The sequence below is a fragment of the Pseudomonas citrullilanati genome (assembly GCF_030580855.1).
GTDB classification, from domain to species: Bacteria; Pseudomonadota; Gammaproteobacteria; order Pseudomonadales; family Pseudomonadaceae; genus Aquipseudomonas; species Aquipseudomonas citrulli.
The window spans coordinates 54444-73024 of the sequence record NZ_JAUQOP010000024.1 but is presented as its reverse complement, the minus strand read 5'-3'; the positions used below and the strand labels follow the sequence as shown (position 1 = coordinate 73024).

Below are 18581 nucleotides of genomic sequence, written 5' to 3'. Positions count from 1 at the left end.
TCGAAAGCCGTCGATTATGTTGCAGCACATTCCCACCCATGTCATCGCCGGCCCCTTGGGCGCTGGCAAAACCACCCTGATCAAGCAGCTGCTGGCCCAGCGTCCGGCCAACGAGCGCTGGGCGGTGCTGATCAACGAGTTTGGCCAGATCGGCCTGGACGCGGCATTGCTGACCCGGGACGCCGATGGTATCGCACTGGGCGAGGTGGCCGGGGGCTGCCTGTGTTGCGTCAACGGCGTACCGTTCCAGATCGGCCTGGGTCGGTTGCTGCGCAAGGCCCGTCCGCATCGGCTGTTCATCGAACCCTCGGGCCTGGGTCATCCCGTGCAGTTGATGCAGCAGCTGAACCAGGCGCCATGGCTTGGCGTGCTGGCGGTACAACCTTGCGTGCTGGTGCTGGATGCCCAAGCGCTGGCGGACGGCAAGCCGTTGCCCGAGGCCCAGCGAGAAACCTTGGCGGATGCCGGGCTGTTGGTGCTGAACAAGTCCGAGCGCCTCAGCCAGGCCGATCGTGAACGCGCGGCCGGGCAACTGCCAGGACGCCTGCTGCACTGGACGGAACAGGCGGCGCTGCCCCTGGATCGATTGCCGGGGCTGGCCGTTCGAGGGAGCGGAGCCGTGGATAACGTGAAACTGCCCAACGGCGTGGGCGAGCTACCGGCCATCTGGAGCGATCCTTCCCTGCCGATCTGTCTGTTCCAGCAACAGGGCGACGCCTGGAGCATCGGCTGGCGCTGGCACTCTGACCAACGGTTCGACACGGCGGCGGTGATCCACTGGCTGCAAGGCTGCGCCTGGAAACGGGCGAAGATGATTATCCACGGCACCGACGGTTGGTTCTCGGCCAATGCCGTGGGCGACGCGACACCGGGCTGGCAACCCAGCGAGTGGCGGCAGGATTCACGGATCGAATTGATTTTTGACAGGCCCCAAGACGTGGCGGCCCTGCAAGCCGGCCTGGCGGATTGCCGGCGCCCCTGAATCAGTGCAGTTTCAAGGCTTCCACTTGTTGTGTTCCTGGCGCCACTGGCTCAGTTCGATGACTTCGGCCCTGGGCCGGGTCTGGACGGGTTCGATCGGTGCGGGTGGGGTTTCTTCGAACGGCATGGGGTAGGGGGCCAGTTCGATGTGTGCACTGTGGGCGCCGAACTGGGTAATGGTGCCCGAGTGGCGAGTTTCACCGGTGACGGTGAATTCGAAATCGTAGATGCGCGCCAAGCGTCGTCGGCCGTTGGCATCTTTCACGAACCCGATCTTCTTCAGGGCCACGTTGCCGTCCAGCAACTCGATCTTGAGCTGGGAGCAGTGCTGCATGACCCTTGCCAGCGCCCGTTCGCGCAAACCATGGTTGTGCCACAACCACGCGGCGCCGGTGGCCAGCAGCATCAGCACGAAAATGTTTCCAAGGGTCAGCATGAACGAAGTGCTCCAACAAGTTGCCGTCAGCTTAACTGTGTCGCCGGTCTGTCGTACAGGCTGCGTTTAGTCGCATACTGCGCGGCTTGAATTTCATTCGTTTTACGGAAACTTCCCGCATGAAACGCACACCTCATCTGCTTGCCATCCAGTCTCATGTGGTATTCGGTCACGCCGGCAACAGTGCCGCCGTGTTCCCGATGCAGCGGGTCGGGGTCAACGTCTGGCCGCTCAATACCGTGCAGTTTTCCAATCACACCCAATACGGCCAATGGGCCGGCGAGGTGTTGGCGCCCCAACAGATCCCGGCGCTGGTAGAGGGCATCGCGGCCATTGGTGAGCTGGGGCAGTGCGATGCGGTGTTGTCCGGCTACCTGGGAAGTGCCGCCCAGGGGCGGGCGATTCTGACGGGGGTCGCGCGGATCAAGGCCGCCAACCCGAAAGCGTTGTACCTGTGCGATCCCGTCATGGGACATCCGGAGAAGGGCTGCATCGTGGCCCCCGAGGTGAGCGAATTTCTGTTGGAGGAAGCCGCGGCCGTGGCAGACCTCATGTGCCCGAACCAACTGGAACTGGACAGCTTCTCGGGGCGCAAGGCGCAGTCGCTACTGGATTGCCTGGCCATGGCCCGTGCGCTGCTGGTCCGTGGTCCGAAGGCGGTATTGGTCAAGCACCTGGCCTACCCGGGCAAGCCGGAAGACAGTTTCGAAATGCTGTTGGTGACCGCCGATGGCAGTTGGCACCTGCGCCGTCCGCTGCTGGCGTTCCCGCGTCAGCCGGTGGGCGTGGGTGACCTGACGTCGGGGCTGTTCCTGGCGCGGATCCTGTTGGGCGATAGCCTGGTGGCCGCCTTCGAATTCACCGCCGCTGCGGTCCATGAGGTGCTCCTGGAGACCCAGGCCTGCGCCAGTTACGAGCTGGAACTGGTGCGTGCCCAGGACCGTATCGCCCATCCTCGTGTGCGGTTCGAGGCGGTGCCGATCAGCCTCTGATCGCGCGCTGTCGATTGCGAGCGATGGCGGGGTGTCGTCGTCAGCCGTTTGTATTGGAATGAGGGGCTCTTCGCGAGCAGGCTCGCCCCCACATTGAGCGGTGGGGCGTGGGAGCGAGCCTGGTCGCGAAAGGCCGGGTTGCGAGTCGTCCATCAAGTACCGTCGGCCTTGATCTCCTGATAGCGTTTTTCCAGTTCCTGGCGGATCTGCCGGCGTTGCTTGGCCTGCTCGTAGCGGCGCTTTTCTTCACTGTTGTGCGGTTGCAGTGGCGGGACGGCGGCGGGCTTGCGCTGGTCGTCCACCGCGACCATGGTGAAGAAGCAGCTGTTGGTGTGGCGCACCGAGCGTTCGCGAATGTTCTCGGTCACGACCTTGATACCCACTTCCATCGAGGTGTTGCCGGTGTAGTTCACCGAGGCGAGGAAGGTCACCAGCTCGCCGACATGAATCGGCTCACGGAAAATCACCTGGTCAACCGACAGGGTCACCACGTAGCGCCCGGCGTAGCGGCTGGCACAGGCGTAGGCGACTTCATCGAGGTATTTGAGCAGGGTACCGCCATGGACATTGCCAGAGAAGTTGGCCATATCGGGGGTCATCAATACCGTCATCGACAGTTGGGCGTTTCCGGGTTCCATAACGTACTCACGGTTCAAGGCAGCAATGTAGGAAGGCACCTCTGCGGGCGCTTGTGAGGGGCTGCACGCGACGCGCCCTGCATCCCCCTGTATCGGGACGCTGGGCCTGTGATTGCCGTCACGCGCCGACGGATCTGTTTCCTTATATTGCACCGTCTTTTTGTCAGAAGTCGCGGTGTTAACCTTCAAAAAGCCCAATGGGAGGGCATTTCCTACAAGGGAAACGGATTTATCCAACCCTGCAATGGGTCATTGGGAACAGGGAGCCGCCACATGCATGCCATCAGTTTTATCCAGGACCTGGCGATCATCATGATGGCAGCGGGGTTGGTGACCGTGCTCTTCCACCGTTTCAAGCAGCCGGTGGTGCTGGGCTACATCGTCGCCGGCTTCCTCATCGGCCCGCACACGCCGCCGTTCGGGTTCATCCACGACGAAGACACGATCAAGACCTTGGCCGAGCTGGGGGTGATCTTCCTCATGTTTTGCCTGGGCCTGGAGTTCAGCCTGCGCAAGCTGTTCAAGGTCGGGGCCACGGCGTTCATCGCGGCGTTCCTCGAAATCGTGCTGATGATCTGGATCGGTTACGAAATAGGACGCTGGTTCGACTGGGGCACCATGGATTCGTTGTTCCTGGGCGCGATCCTGGCCATTTCCTCGACGACCATCATCGTCAAGGCACTCAACGACTTGAAGATGAAGAACGAGCGCTTCGCCCAGCTGATTTTCGGGGTCCTGATCGTCGAGGACATCCTGGGCATCGGCATCATCGCCTTGCTCTCGAGCATTGCCGTCAGCGGCTCGGTGAGTTCCGGCGAGGTGTTTTCCACCGTCGGCAAGTTGTCGTTGTTCATGATCGTCGCGTTGGTCATTGGCATCCTGTTGGTGCCGAGGCTGCTGGCCTATGTGGCGAAATTCGACAGCAACGAGATGCTGCTGGTTACCGTGCTGGGCCTGTGTTTTGGCTTCTGCCTGCTGGTGGTGAAGCTGGAATACAGCATGGTGCTCGGCGCGTTTCTGATCGGCGCGATCATGGCCGAGTCCCGACAACTGCTGAAAATCGAGCGGTTGGTGGAGCCGGTGCGTGATCTCTTCAGCGCGATTTTCTTCGTCGCCATCGGCTTGATGCTCGACCCGGCCATATTGCTCCAGTACGCCTGGCCGATTGCCGTGATCACCGCTGCGGTGGTGCTGGGCAAGATGTTGTCTTGCGGCCTCGGCGCCTTTATTGCTGGTAACGACGGACGTACCTCGTTGCGTGTTGGGATGGGGCTTTCACAAATTGGCGAATTTTCCTTCATCATCGCTTCGTTGGGGATGACCTTGCAGGTCACCAGCGATTTTCTCTACCCCGTGGCGGTCGCCGTTTCGGTCCTGACCACGTTGATGACGCCTTACCTGATTCGAGCGGCCGACCCGCTATCCGTCAGGTTGGCGAGCGTCATGCCACAACGGCTGACGCGGGTGCTGGGGATGTACGGTGAGTGGTTGCGCAGCATCCAGCCCCAGGGCGAGGGGGCGATGGTGGCCTCGATGATCAGGCGCATTTTGCTCCAGGTGGGCGTGAACCTGGCGTTGGTGATCGCGATCTTCGTCTCGGGCGGTTATTTTGCCGAGGGCATCTCGGCGTATCTGCAAGCCTGGATCAGCGACCCCAGCTGGCAAAAAGCGCTGATCTGGGGCGGGGCATTGTTGTTGTCGCTGCCCTTCCTGATTGCCGCGTACCGCAAGCTCAAGGCGCTGTCGATGCTGCTGGCGGAGCTGGGCGTGAAACCGGAGATGGCTGGCCGTCACACCCAGCGCGTGCGTCGGGTGATCGCCGAAGTGATCCCGATCCTTTCCTTGCTGATGATTTTCCTGCTGTTGGCAGCCCTGTCGGCCAGCATTTTGCCGACCAACAAGCTACTGGGACTGATCGCCGTGGTGGCCATCGCCGTGGCGGCGCTGCTGTGGCGCTGGTTCGTTCGCCTGCATACCCGGATGCAGGTGGCCTTGCTCGAAACCCTGGACAATCACAAGGAGTCGTCCGGACACTGACTGGCGAGGGCAAACCTCTATCAGCTTTCCAGCCAGACGTCCCGGGCCCAGTGCCAGACCGATTCCCAGGTCTCCTCGGCAATCAGCTCTTCTTCGGCTTGCCACAGCACGACCGTGCCGTCCTCCTCGACGCAGTAGTAATCGTCGCCATCCTGGCAGATCGGAATCAGGCTGCGATCAACGCCGGCGTCCCAGGCATTGGCCGCCACATCTGGCAGGTAGGTGTGCGACTGTGGGTCGGTGACGGTAACCGGTTCCAGGCTGCCGTAGACGACATCGCTGACGGTCAACAAAAACTCCCGGAAAACGAACGGGATATCGATGAACAACTGCTCTTCGATCTCTACCAGTAGGTCTTCGTCGGGCAACTCCAGCGGAACCGGCACGGGTTCGTTGGCTTCACGCAATTGTTCGATGATTTCTTCCACGTCCGGGGATCCTCTTTCTCGATGGCGCGGTTTTGTATGGAGCGGTTTATACAGTAGCTCGCTATAGATGCAACCGCGAAATAGAAAACCCCGGCCTGGACCGGGGTTCTTTTATTTCAACATGCAAAACGCGCCAAGGTTCAACTGTTCTGGCGGATACCGGCTACCAGCCAAGGCTGGTCATCGCCCTGGGCACGTTCCATGTTCCAGCTTTCGCTGAACGCTTCGCCCTGGTCGAAGCGAGAGTTTTTCGACACACCGCTGAAAGTCAGGGTCGCGATGGTCTTGTCGGCGCGATCATCGACGCCATCCAGCTGCACATGCAGGTTGTCGATGTGGGTGGACTGGAAGCCATCACCCAGCTCGGCACGCTCGCGCTTGAGGAACTCCAGCAGTTGTGGGGTCACGAACTCGGCGATCTTGTCCATCTCGTTCGCATCCCAATGCTGCTGCAAGGCCTGGAAGTGGCTGCGTGCGGCTTCGACGAAACGCTGTTCGTTGAACCAGGCGGGAGCGTTGATGACCGGACGGGCCGCCACGGGCGCCGCCGAACCGCCGAAGATCGAACCGCCAGCGGGCTGCTGGTTGAACACTTCACGCTGCATCGGCGCGCCGGCCGGAGCGAATTGCTCCTGCTGCTTGCGGCGACGGGCGGCGATGAAACGGAACACCAGGAAGGCGATGACCGCCATGATCAGGATGTCGAACAACTGCATGCCCTGGAAGCCGTCGCCCATGAACATGGAAGCGAGCAGGCCACCGGCGGCGATGCCGGCCAGGGGGCCGAGCCAGCGCGAAGCGCCGCTGGCCTTGGTGGCTGCGCCAGCGGCACCGGCCGCACCCGCGGCGGCCGTGGACCCGGCGGCAGAGGAAGGGGCCATCTGGCTGGTCTGGTGAGTCGGAGCGGCGCCCGAGCTTTTACCACCGCCAAAGCGCTTGGCGGCGTTGGCATCGATGGCCATCGTCAGGCCAATGCACAGCGCCATGGCGATGCTAAGAAAACGTTTCATATAAAGGCATTCCCATTTGTGAATAGCACACGCGCCATGTTGCACAGGTGAAGTGGTGCTGGCTAGCGGCAGAGTGTTTCGGGCTTTTGCGCGACAGGTGAGGTTCAGCTTCAGTCGCGCAAGAGGACTTGTTCGCTTTGGGTCGTAGGAAAGGGGCACAAGTTTTGTCGGAAACTAATAGGGTGGGGCGGCATCTGTGGGAGCAAGGCTTGCCCGCGATAGCGATCTATCTGACGCATCTTATGTCGGATGCGCCACCGTCTCGCGGGCAAGCCTTGCTCCCACAGAAGATACTTCTTGCGCAATCTTTAGATCGCTTCCAGCTTGGCATACCCCAGCATCAGCCATTTGCTGCCTTCGCTGAAGTTCACCTGCACCCGGGCCTGGGCGCCGGCGCCTTCGAAGTTGAGGATCACGCCATCGCCGAACACCGAGTGCCGTACGGCCTGGCCAAGGCTGAAGCCGGTTTCCGGGATGTCGCTGCCGCCGAACAGGCTGCTGGTGCCTTGCGCCTGGCCGCCGAACGGACGGCTGACGCTGTTGGACAGCCGCACTTCCTGGATCAGGCCCTTGGGCACTTCACGTACGAAACGCGACACCTTGTTGTAGGTCTCGCTGCCGTACAGCCGTCGGGTTTCGGCGTAGGTCATGACCAGGTTCTGCATGGCGCGGGTGATGCCGACGTAGGCAAGGCGCCGTTCCTCTTCCAGGCGCCCCGGCTCCTCCAGGCTCATCTTGTGGGGGAACAAGCCTTCTTCCATGCCCACCAGGAACACGTAGGGGAATTCCAGGCCCTTGGCGCTGTGCAGGGTCATCAACTGGATGCTGTCTTCGTGTTCGTCGGCCTGGGTGTCGCCGGCTTCCAGGGACGCGTGCCCGAGGAATGCCGCCAGTGGCGACAGCTCGGCGTCGTCCTCGGTGTTCTCGAAGTTGCGCGCCGCGCTGACCAGCTCCTCCAGGTTTTCCACCCGGGCCTGGCCTTTCTCGCCTTTTTCCGCCTCGTGGTAGGCGATCAGGCCGGACTGCTCGATGACGGTCTGGGTCATCAGGTGCAGCGGCATCTGCGCGCACTTGGCGGCCAGGTCCTCTATCAGGTCCATGAACGCCTTCAGTGCACCGGCCGCGCGACCGGTCACGCCCTTGTTGGTCACCAGCTGGCGCATGGCTTCCCACATGGACACGTGGCTGTGGCGCGCGTGATCGCGAATCGCTTCGACGGTCTTCTCGCCGATGCCTCGCGTCGGCACGTTGATCACCCGCTCCAGGGCCGCGTCGTTGCCGCGTCCTTCGATCAGGCGCAGGTAGGCCATGGCATTCTTGATTTCGGCGCGTTCGAAGAAGCGCTGGCCGCCATAGATGCGGTACGGGATGCGTTCGCGCAGCAAAGCCTCTTCCAGCACCCGCGACTGGGCGTTGGAACGATACAGGATGGCAATGTCGCTGCGCGCCAGCCCGGTTCTCAGCGCGCTCTCGATGGTTTCCACCACATAGCGCGCTTCATCGTGTTCGTTGAAGGCGGCGTAGAGGTTGATCGCCTCGCCTTCGCCGCCATCGGTCCACAGCTCCTTGCCCAGGCGCCCGGTGTTGTTGGCGATCAGGGCGTTGGCGGCCTTGAGGATGCCGGCGGTGGAGCGGTAGTTCTGTTCCAGGCGGATGACCTCGGCGTCGGGGAAGTCCGCCGAATACTGGTGGATGTTCTCGATCTTGGCGCCGCGCCAGCCGTAGATCGACTGGTCGTCGTCACCCACGACCATCAGGCTGTCACCGCCCTTGGCGAGCAGGCGCAACCAGGCGTACTGCACGGCGTTGGTGTCCTGGAACTCGTCCACCAGCACATGGCGGAAGCGCTTCTGGTAGTGCTCCAGCAGCCCGGGATGATCACGCCACAAGTCCAGCGCCCGCAGCAGCAGCTCGGAGAAGTCGATGACCCCGGCGCGCTGGCAGGCGGCCTCGTAGGCTTCGTAGATGCTGCGCATGGTCGCCAGGAACAGGTCGCCGCTGGCCTGGATGTGTTGCGGGCGCAGGCCTTCGTCCTTCTGGCCATTGATGAACCACTGGGCCTGGCGGGCGGGCCAGCGTTGCTCGTCGAGACCCAGCTCGCGGATCACCCGTTTCACCAGGCGCTGCTGGTCATCGCTGTCGAGGATCTGGAAGGTCTGGCTCAGGCCGGCTTCCTGCCAATGTGCCCGCAGCAAGCGGTGCGCCAGGCCGTGGAAGGTGCCGACCCACATGCCGGCGGGGTTGATGCCCATCAACTGCTCGATGCGATGTCGCATCTCGGCCGCGGCCTTGTTGGTGAAGGTCACCGACAGGATCGAATGGGGCGAGGCGTTCTCGACCTGGATCAACCAGGCGATACGGTGCACCAGCACTCGGGTCTTACCGGAGCCGGCACCGGCCAGGACCAACTGACGACCCACGGAGGCAGCTACGGCCTGGCGTTGGGCATCGTTGAGGGAGTTCAGCAGAAGGGAGAGATCATCGCGCATCGGGGCATTCTAGGGTGCGGCGCCACCCCGGGCAAACTCCGCTTTGCCTGAGCCGATGAAAGATCGTTTGAGGATGACCGGTTGGTCATGGGCTGCAGCCGTTGTCGGTGCTCGCTTGCAGGGGCCGCAATGGGATGAACAGGCGAGTATTTTCCGTATTTTTATGAGCTGGAGCAGTGTGGGATGGCTTCGCGCTTGTGTATGCTCGGTGCTCGTTTTCGGGTTCTCCGTGCCCTCTGAATAAGAACAAGAACAGTGCCTATGACCCTTAATTCCGATCTGGCGGGCCCTTGTGTGGAGCCGCGGGTCATCTGCAAGCAGTACGCCACGGAGATGGCGGTCGAGCGTACACGGATGCTGTACCAGGGCTCGCTGCTGCCCACGCTGTTCATGTTGATCAACGGCCTGGTCTGCGCCGCGCTGCTGTGGCAGCCGGCGCGCTATTTCCTGGTCAGCGTCTGGCTGGTCTGGTTGTTGTCGCTGGTCGCGTTGCGGGTGATCCAGGTCGCCGCGTTCGATTCGGCGATGCCGAGTCGCCAAGCCCATCCGATCTGGCTGCGCATGTTCTTGCTGGGCTCGGCGATGACCGGCCTGACCTTGGCCGGTGCCGGTATCGCGTTGGTACCGGCCGACAGCTTCCAGCAGCAGGCCTGGGTATTCGGCCTGATCGGCGCCGCTACCCTCTCGGCCAGCGTCGCCTACGCCGTAAGCCTCCCCGCCTACCTGTCGTTTACCTTGCCCTGCCTGTTGCCGGCCATCGCCTACCTCTTCTGGGGCGGTGACGAGCAACAGCACGGCTGGGGCTGGCTGGGGCTGGTGGTGCTGGCTTCGCTGAGCGTCGTGGCCTGGCAGGTCAACCGGCTGATCCAGAATGGCCTGTTGCGACGGTTCCAGAACCAGGCGCTGATCGAGCACTTGCAGCAGGCGCAAATCCGCGGCGGGCAACTCAACGAAGCGTTGGCCCGGGAAGTCGAGCAGCGTCGTGCGGCGGAGGACAAGCTGCGGGCCGCCCAGGTCGGCCTGGAAGCACGGGTCGCGCAGCGCAGCCTCGAACTGGAGGTGGCCAGCCAGGCCCTGAGCAAGAGCGAGGCGCGCCTGGCCCTCGCGCTCAAGGCCAGCGAACTGGGGCTATGGGACTGGAACCTGCAGACCGACGAGGTCCATCACACCCAGCTCAAGGAGTTGTTCGGCCTGGAGCCCGAGTACGTCACGGCGATGCTCAGTCATCTGACCCCGCGCCTGCATCCCCAGGACCTGCCGGCCCTCAAGCGGGCCCTGGTCGAACACCTCAAGGGGCGCAGCGAGGATTACCAGATCGAGTACCGTATACGTCACAGCGACGGGCACTGGGTCTGGATCGAAGACCGGGGCCGGGCGGTGGAGCGCAGCGCGGCCGGCCGGGTGTTGCGCATGGTGGGCACGCGGCGAAACATCAGCGCCACCAAGGAGCTCGAGCAGCAACGGCAGCTCGCGGCCACGGTATTCGAGGCTGCCAGCGAAGGCATCGTGATCTTCGATCCGGGCTTTGTACTCTTGGCCGCCAACCAGGCCTTTACCCGGGTGACCGGGTTCAGCATCGATGACATGCTCGGGCGCAATGTGGTCGACCTGCCGTGCAGTCGCGATGCGCGCCGGCACTACCCGGTCATTCGCCAGTCGCTCAAGCAGCATGGCTCCTGGCAGGGTGAACTGGTGGAAGCGCGGGCCAATGGCGAGCTGTACCCGCAGTGGCTGCACTTGAACGTCGTGCGCGATGCCCGGGGAAATGTCAGCCATATCGTCGGCTTCTTTGCCGACCTTTCGGCGCGCCGCGAATCCGAAGAGCGGATGCGCTACCTCACCCATTACGACGAACTGACCGGGCTGGCGAATCGCTCGCTGTTTCGCGAACGCTTGCAGGAAGCGCATCAACGGGTGCGCCAGGGCGGACGACGCAGCTTGGCGCTGCTGCACATCGACCTGGACCGCTTCAAGCTGCTCAACGACAGCCTGGGCCACGATATCGCCGACCAGTTGCTGCAGAAAATGGCCCGGCGCCTGATCAATGCACTGCCCGAAGCCGACACCATCGCCCGTTTGTCCGGCGACGAATTCGGCGTGCTGTTCGACGCCTATGGCAATCTCTCCAGCCTGGCCCGGGTGGCCACGCGGTTGTCGGCCAAGTTGCGCCTGCCGCTGACCATCGAAGGCCATGAGTTGGTGGTCAGCGCCTCCATCGGCATCAGCCTGCTGCCCGATAATGCGCGGGAAGTGTCCACGCTGGTCAGCCAGGCCAATATGGCAATGCAACATGCCAAGCACCTGGGCGGCAATAATTTCCAGTTCTACACCGACAGTCTCCAGGCCAGCACCCTGGAGCGCCTGCAATTGGAAAACCAGCTGCGCAAAGCCCTTGAAGAGCAGCAATTGAAGGTCTTCTACCAACCCAAGTTGTGCCTGGCCACCGGTCGCCTGAACGCTGCCGAAGCCTTGGTGCGCTGGGACCATCCGGCCATGGGGCGGATCCCGCCAGGCGACTTCATCGGGCTGGCCGAGGAAACCGGGCTGATCGGGCCGATTGGCGAGTTCGTGTTGCGCCAGGCCTGCTGGCAGGCCTGCGAATGGCAGCGCGAGGGTCTTGCGCCAATCAGGGTCTCGGTCAACCTGTCGGTGCATCAGTTGCGCCAGGGCAAGTTGGTCAGCCTGGTGCGCCAGGTGCTGGAAGAAACCGGGCTGGAGCCTCGTTACCTGGAACTGGAGCTGACCGAAAGCCAGCTGCTCGACAGCGTCGAACACATCATCGCGACCTTCCAGCAACTGCGTGACCTGGGCGTGACACTGGCGATCGACGATTTCGGCACGGGCTATTCGTCCCTGAGCTACCTCAAGCGGATTCCGGTGGATTACGTGAAGATCGACCAGGCGTTCATTCGCGGGCTGGGGGAGGGCAGCGAAGACGCGGCGATTACCCGGGCAATCATCGCCATGGCCCATGGCTTGTCGCTGAAGGTGGTGGCTGAAGGTGTGGAGCGGGATGACCAGTTGGCGTTTCTCAGGCACGAGGGGTGTGACGAGGTTCAGGGCTACCTGATCAGCCAGCCAATCGAGGCGCAAGGGCTTGGAAACCTGTTGAAGGCTCAGGATTGAGCGTGAAGAAACTTCCCACCGAATCCTCATTGGATTCGGCGGGAAGTCAGGAAGCCATGTTTTTTATTCGGTGATCAGAACATCATCGATATGGTGCAGTAACTCGCCTTCATAAAAGATGCTGACGCCCGTTACATTGGAATTGCCAGCCACTTTATATTCGACAGGCTTGTCGGTCATGACTTGCAGGAACACGCCGTCGGAACTTTCAAGTTTCAATTCCAGGCGCAGGTCGAAGGATTTGTCTTGTAGCTGGCTGCGTTCCAGCCTTGGCGTAACGCCCGAGTTAGGCAGGGTGACGGTGCCTGTGACGCGGAAAAAGGCGTCGCCGGGCATGCGGTTTATTTGTGCGGTCCAATCGTTGGTTTTAATGTTCATGGTGTAACTCCTGTTATCGTATGTTTGCTTCCTGCGGACTCAATATAACCACTCGAAGGGGGTTGAGAAATAACGAGGGTGGTTTCATTTGTAAGTTGATTTATGTGTAGGCGCAGTGGCCGATAAAAACAACTAATCCACTGCAGTCAGTCGCCGCGTGTTAGTTGATCGTTCATGTAACGAGCGACAACCCAGGGCGGAGCCGCCGCCGGGAAGATCCCGCGGCGCCTCGCCCAGGTGGCTACATCAGGGATCTTCGGCTAAAACAAAGGCGCAGCGCGGTGATTCAGTTACGTTTAGGGCAGGCAAAAAGCCGATTCTTGTAGTATAACTACAAGCTTGCTACATCCCGGCACCTGCCAATAACAAGAGTCCAGCCCCTTGAACCTGTTGCAACATATCGCCCAGTCACGCCACCTGCTGCGCAAATCGGAGCTGAAAGTCGCCGATCACGTGCTGCTCGATCCTGCGGCCGTCATGCACAGCTCGATGGCGGACCTTGCCCACAGCGTTGGTATCAGCGAACCGACCATCGTGCGTTTCTGCCGGGCCATCGGTTGCTCGGGTTTCCAGGACCTGAAGCTGAAGCTGGCGCAAAGCCTCGCCGCTGGCGCGAGCTTCGGCCAGTTCGCGATCCACGAAGACGATTCGGTCGCCGACTACAGCCTGAAAATCTTCGACACCACCCTCCACACCCTGATGGAGGTGCGCGAGAAGCTCGACCCGGTGGCCCTGCAGAAAGCCGTCACGGCGATGTCCCAGGCCCAGCGCGTGGAGTTTTATGGCTTCGGCGCTTCAGGCGCGGTGGCGGCCGATGCCCAGCACAAGTTCTTCCGGCTGCTGCTGACGGCGGCGGCCTATTCCGATCCGCACATGCAGGCGATGTCGGCCGTGACCCTGAAACCCACCGACGTCGCCATCTGCATCTCGCAGTCGGGACGTTCCAAGGATTTGCTGATCACCGCGAACCTGGTGCGCGAGAGCGGCGCCTCGCTGATTACCTTGTGCCCGAGCCAGACTCCCCTGGCCGAACTCTCCACGGTGAACCTGGCCATCGACGTGCACGAAGACACCGAAATCTACACCCCCTTGACCTCGCGCATCGCCCACCTGGTGGTGATCGACGTGCTGGCGATGGGCGTTGCAATGGCCCGGGGGCCGAGCCTGGTCAACCATCTCAAGAGCGTGAAGCGCAGCTTGCGCAGCCTGCGGTTGTCGCCCAAGTCGGTGAAGGCGCTGGACGACTGAACTTGAAGCGGATGCTGTCTGTGGCGAGGGGATTTATCCCCGTTGAGCTGCACAGCAGCCCCTCGAACAGCCACTGCAAATCACCTGACACACAAGAAAAAGCTGGGGTCTGCTTCGCAGCCCAGCGGGGATAAATCCCCTCGCCACAATTCATCGTTCTGTAACCCTGGCGCCGCCAAACGGTCATCCCGCCCCTGCATCGTAAAGCTCCCGTATACGTCTTGGGAGTCTCGATATGACCCAGTCCTACGAAGAACGCAGCGCCGTCAAAACCCGTCGTCAGCAAGAAGACCAGCGCCGCATGGCCTTTCGTCGTGCGATCGAAGACCGCTGCGAACAGCGCCAGCTCCTGGCAGAAATCAGCGAATTCCCTGACGCCGCAGAATTCAATTACTGGCAGGCAACGCCGGCGGCTTCCCGTCGAAACGTTCAACCAGGCCAATGATCTGAGCACGTTCGCCGCGCACGAACGCCAGGAAGGCGTGAGCCACCGGTGACAGGCGTTTCGCCCTGGCCTGCACCAGGCACCAACTGCGGTACAGCGGCAGTTCCTCCACCGGCAGCTCGACGAGTGCGCCGGACGACAGCTCCCGGCTCACGGCGTGGCGCGTCAACAGCGCCACGCCCAGCCCGGCCACCACGCATTCGCGCTGGGCCTCCGCCGAAGCGACCTCCAGCGTCTGGGTGAAGTGCACCCGTTTCTCCTTGAAGTATTCCTCGCAGGCCAGCCGCGTGCCTGAGCCCGGCTCGCGCAGCAGTAGCGTATAGGGCTCCAGGTCCTGCAAGCGCAATGGGCCCATGTGGCACAGCGGATGGTCCGGGGGCGCCACGGCGACAATCGGGTTGTTGAGGAACGGCAAGAACTCCAGGCCCATGTCCTGGGGCACCATGGACATGATCACCACATCATCGCGATTGTCCGAGAGCCGGCGGATGACCTGGCCGCGATTGACCACCGTGAGGCTCAGGTTGACCTCCGGGTGCTGGCGCTTGAACGCGGCGAACAGGTGCGGGACGAAGTACTTGGCGCTGGACTCCACCGCCAGCTTCAATTGGCCCTGCAGCGAACCCTGCATGTCCGACAGCTGCATGTCGAGGTTCTCCAGCCGCCCGAAGATGTCCCGGCTGGCGCGTTGCAGGGCTTCGGCGGCCTCGGTCATGTAGAGCTTCTTGCCGACATACTCGAACAATGGCTGGCCAATCAGCTCTTCCAGGGATCGAATCTGTAGGCTAACGGCGGGTTGTGTGAGAGACATTTCGTCAGCTGCACGGCTGTAGGACCTCAGGTCGCACACCTCATTGAAAATCTGCAATTGACGCAATGTCATACGCATCAACGACTTACGCATTTTCTAAGCACTCTGGAGCGGGACGGATAGCGCAACTATAAGTGTTTGCTTATGCGTGACCCAATAAATATTCATTTTTGTTAATCAACGCCCGGGACTAGTGTGGGGCTGCGACCAATTGTTACATCTGGTCACGCGTCGGCCTGGATCCCAGGCCGTGGTATCACCGGCTCAAGGGAACCTCCAATTGATAACAAAGATCCTGATCGCCAACCGTGGTGAGATTGCCGTCCGCATCGTGCGCGCTTGCGCCGAGATGGGCATTCGCTCGGTCGCGGTCTACTCCGACGCGGACCGCCATGCGCTGCATGTCAAGCGTGCGGACGAGGCCCACAGCATTGGCGCCGATCCGCTGGCCGGTTACCTCAACCCGCGCAAGTTGGTGAACCTGGCGGTGGAAACCGGCTGCGATGCGCTGCACCCCGGCTACGGCTTCCTTTCGGAAAACGCTGAACTGGCTGACATCTGCGCCGAACGCGGCATCAAATTCATCGGCCCGTCGGCGGAAGTCATTCGCCGCATGGGCGACAAGACCGAAGCGCGCCGCAGCATGATCAAGGCTGGCGTACCGGTCACGCCAGGCACCGAAGGCAACGTGTCGGGCATTGAAGAAGCCCTGGCTGAAGGCGACCGCATCGGGTACCCGGTGATGCTCAAGGCGACGTCCGGCGGTGGCGGCCGGGGTATCCGCCGTTGCAACAGCCGCGAGGAACTCGAACAGGCGTTCCCCCGGGTGATCTCCGAAGCCACCAAGGCGTTCGGTTCGGCGGAAGTGTTCCTGGAAAAGTGCATCGTCAATCCCAAGCACATCGAAGCGCAGATCCTCGGTGACAGCTTCGGCAACGTGGTGCACCTGTTCGAGCGCGACTGCTCGATCCAGCGCCGCAACCAGAAGTTGATCGAAATCGCCCCGAGCCCGCAACTGACCCCCGAGCAGCGCGCCTACATCGGCGACCTGTCGGTACGCGCCGCCAAGGCCGTGGGCTACGAGAATGCCGGCACCGTGGAGTTCCTGCTCGCCGAGGGCGAGGTGTACTTCATGGAGATGAACACCCGGGTGCAGGTCGAACACACCATCACCGAAGAAATCACTGGCATCGACATCGTGCGCGAGCAGATCCGCATCGCATCCGGGCTGCCGCTGTCGGTCAAGCAGGAAGACATCCAGCACCGGGGCTTCGCGTTGCAGTTTCGCATCAACGCCGAGGACCCGAAGAACAACTTCCTGCCCAGCTTCGGCAAGATCACCCGCTACTACGCCCCCGGCGGCCCCGGCGTGCGCACCGACACGGCGATCTACACCGGCTACACCATCCCACCGTTCTACGATTCGATGTGCCTGAAGCTGGTGGTCTGGGCGTTGACCTGGGAAGAAGCGATGGACCGCGGCCTGCGGGCCCTGGACGACATGCGTCTGCAAGGGGTCAAGACCACCGCGGCGTATTACCAGGAGATCCTGCGCAATCCGGAATTCCGCAGCGGCCAGTTCAATACCAGCTTCGTCGAAAGCCTTCCTGAACTGACCAACTACTCGATCAAGCGCAAACCCGAAGAGCTGGCCCTGGCCATCGCCGCCGCCATTGCCGCCCACGCAGGCCTGTAAGGAATCATCACCATGTCCAAGAAGATCTTTGTTACCGACACAATCCTGCGCGACGCCCACCAATCGCTGCTCGCCACTCGCATGCGCACCGAAGACATGCTGCCGATCTGCGACAAGCTCGACAAAGTCGGCTATTGGTCGCTGGAAGTCTGGGGCGGCGCGACGTTCGACGCCTGCGTGCGCTTCCTGAAGGAAGACCCGTGGGAGCGCCTGCGCCAGCTGCGCGCGGCCCTGCCCAACACCCGCCTGCAAATGCTCCTGCGTGGCCAGAACCTGCTGGGCTACCGCCACTACAGCGATGACGTGGTCAAGGCTTTCGTCGCCAAGGCCGCCGTCAACGGCATCGACGTGTTCCGCATCTTCGACGCGATGAACGACGTACGTAACCTGCGCGTTGCCATCGAGGCCGTGAAAGCCGCCGGCAAGCATGCCCAGGGCACCATTGCCTACACCACCAGCCCGGTGCACACCATCGACGCCTTCGTGGCCCAGGCCAAGCAAATGGAAGCCATGGGTTGCGATTCGGTGGCGATCAAGGACATGGCCGGCCTGCTGACCCCGTTCGCCACCGGCGAGCTGGTCAAGGCGCTGAAGAACGAGCAGTCGTTGCCGGTGTTCATCCACTCCCACGACACTGCCGGCCTGGCCGCGATGTGCCAGCTCAAGGCGGTGGAAAACGGTGCCGACCATATCGACACGGCCATCTCCAGCTTCGCCTGGGGCACCAGTCACCCGGGCACCGAGTCGATGGTCGCGGCCCTTAAAGGCAGCGAGTTCGACACCGGCCTGGACCTGGAGCTGTTGCAGGAGATCGGCCTGTACTTCTACGCCGTGCGCAAGAAGTACCACCAGTTCGAAAGCGAGTTCACCGCGGTGGACACCCGTGTCCAGGTCAACCAGGTGCCGGGCGGGATGATTTCCAACCTGGCCAACCAGTTGAAAGAGCAGGGCGCGCTGAACCGCATGAACGAAGTGCTGGCGGAGATCCCGCGGGTGCGTGAAGACCTCGGTTTCCCGCCGCTGGTGACCCCGACCTCGCAGATCGTCGGCACCCAGGCATTCTTCAACGTGCTGGCCGGCGAGCGCTACAAGACCATCACCAACGAAGTGAAGCTTTACTTGCAGGGTGGCTACGGCAAGGCCCCGGGTGCGGTGAACGAGAAGCTGCGGCGCCAGGCCATCGGCAGCGAAGAGGTGATCGATGTGCGGCCGGCCGACCTGCTCAAGCCGGAGATGACCAAGCTGCGCGGCGAGATCGGCGCCCTGGCCAAGTCCGAAGAGGACGTGTTGACCTACGCCATGTTCCCGGACATCGGCCGCAAGTTCCTCGAAGAGCGCGAAGCCGGCAACCTCACGCCAGAAGTCCTGCTGCCCATCCCTGAAGCGGGCAGCGTGGGCTCGGCCAGCGGCGAAGGCGTGCCGACCGAATTCGTCATCGATGTCCACGGCGAAACCTACCGCGTCGACATCACCGGCGTGGGCGTGAAGGCCGAAGGCAAGCGCCACTTCTACCTGTCCATCGATGGCATGCCCGAAGAGGTCGTGTTCGAACCGCTCAACGAGTTCGTCGGCGGTGGCAGCAGCAAGCGCAAGCAGGCCACTGCCCCTGGCCACGTCAGCACTACCATGCCGGGCAACATCGTCGATGTGCTGGTCAAGGAAGGCGACGTGGTCAAGGCCGGCCAAGCGGTGTTGATCACCGAAGCCATGAAGATGGAAACCGAAGTGCAGGCGGCCATCGCCGGCAAGGTCACCGCCATTCATGTGGCCAAGGGCGACCGGGTCAACCCGGGCGAGATCCTGATCGAGATCGAAGGCTGAGTTAACAGCCTCGATCCAGCGTTTTACCTCGGGGGGGCATGGGCT

15 protein-coding genes are annotated in these 18581 nt (G+C 62.1%); 8 read left to right on the top strand and 7 right to left on the bottom strand.

The annotated features are described in order from the left end of the window. The first annotated feature begins 16 nt into the window (after positions 1–16). On the top strand, positions 17–982 hold the full coding sequence (locus Q6A48_RS16655) for a CobW family GTP-binding protein (protein WP_304555216.1): 966 nt from the start codon (positions 17–19) through the stop codon (positions 980–982). Positions 983–994: 12 nt separating this feature from the next. Here Q6A48_RS16655 and Q6A48_RS16650 read toward each other — a convergent pair whose 3' ends face one another. Then, a complete protein-coding gene (locus Q6A48_RS16650; protein WP_304555215.1) occupies positions 995–1417 on the bottom strand; it encodes a DUF3301 domain-containing protein in 423 nt (140 codons plus the stop codon). A 119-nt stretch (positions 1418–1536) separates the two neighbouring features. Between Q6A48_RS16650 and pdxY the strand changes: the two genes are divergently transcribed. Then, positions 1537–2409 carry a pyridoxal kinase PdxY gene (pdxY, locus tag Q6A48_RS16645; RefSeq protein ID WP_304555214.1) on the top strand — a complete coding sequence of 291 codons (873 nt, stop codon included), beginning with the start codon at positions 1537–1539 and terminating at the stop codon, positions 2407–2409. A gap of 152 nt (positions 2410–2561) precedes the next feature. Here the strand turns inward: pdxY and Q6A48_RS16640 are convergent, their stop codons facing one another. Continuing rightward, positions 2562–3047 (bottom strand): acyl-CoA thioesterase, encoded by a 486-nt coding sequence (locus Q6A48_RS16640; protein ID WP_304555213.1) that lies wholly within the window; start codon positions 3045–3047, stop codon positions 2562–2564. A 273-nt stretch (positions 3048–3320) separates the two neighbouring features. Between Q6A48_RS16640 and Q6A48_RS16635 the strand changes: the two genes are divergently transcribed. Next, positions 3321–5084 (top strand): cation:proton antiporter, encoded by a 1764-nt coding sequence (locus Q6A48_RS16635; protein ID WP_304555212.1) that lies wholly within the window; start codon positions 3321–3323, stop codon positions 5082–5084. A 20-nt stretch (positions 5085–5104) separates the two neighbouring features. Here Q6A48_RS16635 and Q6A48_RS16630 read toward each other — a convergent pair whose 3' ends face one another. The 3 genes from Q6A48_RS16630 to uvrD form a co-directional block, all read right to left on the bottom strand. Next, positions 5105–5512, bottom strand: coding sequence for an SMI1/KNR4 family protein (locus Q6A48_RS16630; protein ID WP_003187120.1), 408 nt, complete (start codon positions 5510–5512; stop codon positions 5105–5107). Positions 5513–5652: 140 nt separating this feature from the next. After that, positions 5653–6522, bottom strand: a complete 870-nt coding sequence (locus Q6A48_RS16625) for a Tim44 domain-containing protein (RefSeq protein ID WP_304555211.1) — start codon at positions 6520–6522, stop codon at positions 5653–5655. Positions 6523–6830: 308 nt separating this feature from the next. Continuing rightward, positions 6831–9011 (bottom strand): DNA helicase II, encoded by a 2181-nt coding sequence (uvrD, locus tag Q6A48_RS16620; RefSeq protein ID WP_304555209.1) that lies wholly within the window; start codon positions 9009–9011, stop codon positions 6831–6833. A 261-nt stretch (positions 9012–9272) separates the two neighbouring features. On the opposite strand from uvrD, the gene Q6A48_RS16615 reads away from it, so the two are divergent. Continuing rightward, entirely contained in the window at positions 9273–12137 is a 2865-nt protein-coding gene (locus Q6A48_RS16615) for a putative bifunctional diguanylate cyclase/phosphodiesterase (protein WP_304555208.1), read from the top strand. A 63-nt stretch (positions 12138–12200) separates the two neighbouring features. Here Q6A48_RS16615 and Q6A48_RS16610 read toward each other — a convergent pair whose 3' ends face one another. Next, positions 12201–12515 carry a hypothetical protein gene (locus Q6A48_RS16610; RefSeq protein ID WP_304555207.1) on the bottom strand — a complete coding sequence of 105 codons (315 nt, stop codon included), beginning with the start codon at positions 12513–12515 and terminating at the stop codon, positions 12201–12203. Positions 12516–12896: 381 nt separating this feature from the next. Between Q6A48_RS16610 and hexR the strand changes: the two genes are divergently transcribed. Both hexR and Q6A48_RS16600 read left to right on the top strand, forming a co-directional pair. Further along, positions 12897–13763, top strand: a complete 867-nt coding sequence (hexR, locus tag Q6A48_RS16605; RefSeq protein WP_003187110.1) for a transcriptional regulator HexR — start codon at positions 12897–12899, stop codon at positions 13761–13763. Between the two features lie 235 nt (positions 13764–13998). Further along, a complete protein-coding gene (locus Q6A48_RS16600) occupies positions 13999–14208 on the top strand; it encodes a PA3496 family putative envelope integrity protein (RefSeq protein WP_304555206.1) in 210 nt (69 codons plus the stop codon). Here Q6A48_RS16600 and Q6A48_RS16595 read toward each other — a convergent pair. Next, entirely contained in the window at positions 14150–15112 is a 963-nt protein-coding gene (locus tag Q6A48_RS16595) for a LysR family transcriptional regulator (protein ID WP_304555205.1), read from the bottom strand. The genes Q6A48_RS16600 and Q6A48_RS16595 overlap by 59 nt on opposite strands. 187 nt (positions 15113–15299) lie before the next feature. Between Q6A48_RS16595 and Q6A48_RS16590 the strand changes: the two genes are divergently transcribed. Then, positions 15300–16715 (top strand): acetyl-CoA carboxylase biotin carboxylase subunit, encoded by a 1416-nt coding sequence (locus tag Q6A48_RS16590; RefSeq protein ID WP_304555204.1) that lies wholly within the window; start codon positions 15300–15302, stop codon positions 16713–16715. 12 nt (positions 16716–16727) lie between these two features. After that, positions 16728–18536, top strand: a complete 1809-nt coding sequence (gene oadA, locus Q6A48_RS16585; RefSeq protein ID WP_304555203.1) for a sodium-extruding oxaloacetate decarboxylase subunit alpha — start codon at positions 16728–16730, stop codon at positions 18534–18536. The last annotated feature ends 45 nt before the right edge of the window (positions 18537–18581 follow it).